Here is a 714-nt window from a genome sequence, read left to right on the forward strand (position 1 = left end):
TCATTTATTTTTAAATGATCTATATGCCGAAGTGAAGCAGCATTTCCCGGAAGCTGATCGGCTTTTGTGGGGGATTGGTAATATTGAAACCTTGCCACTGCCGCAGTCTCTGGACATGGTGCTGTCGTGTTCTGCATTGCAATGGATCTCGGATTTAAAAGCATTGTTGCTCAACATTGCGCAGGCCTTAAATCCCTCTGGGCATCTGTGTTTTGCCAGTTATACGGACAATAATTTAAAGGAAATTAAGGCACTGACCGGACAAGGCTTGGATTATCTGCCTTTAGCGGAGGTCTGTGAACTGCTTGAATCCTTAGGCTTTGACATTCTGCTGCAGACAGAAGAACAGATGACCTTGCATTTTGAGCATCCGAAACAGGTGTTACAGCATATCAAAGCCACTGGTGTACAGGCGACGGCACAGGGGTTTCGGTGGACAAAATCGTCCTTACAGGATTTTTATACCGGCTATCGACAATTCCAAGACCCTGAAAGCAAACAGTATGCACTGACCTATCATCCGGTTTATGTCATTGCACGGAAGACAGCATGAGCGCACAGATTTATTTTGTCAGCGGCATTGATACCGCAATTGGTAAAACCTTTACTACTGGTTTTCTGGCCAAAAATTGGAATGAGCAGGGCATTCGTACCATAACCCAAAAGCTGATCCAGACCGGAAATGTCGATATATCAGAAGATATCGAACAGCAT

At 44.7% G+C, this 714-nt stretch carries 1 protein-coding gene and 1 pseudogene; both read left to right on the plus strand.

Annotated features, from left to right (window positions below; translation table 11 throughout):
- Nucleotides 1-553: methyltransferase domain-containing protein (locus ACNPNW_RS04265; RefSeq protein ID WP_448766575.1), on the plus strand; the 553-nt coding region annotated here is incomplete at its 5' end.
- Nucleotides 550-714 (plus strand): annotated as a pseudogene (locus ACNPNW_RS04270) (dethiobiotin synthase); the annotation flags it as partial. The gene ACNPNW_RS04265 and the pseudogene ACNPNW_RS04270, both read left to right, overlap by 4 nt.

The organism is Acinetobacter endophylla (assembly GCF_053543775.1).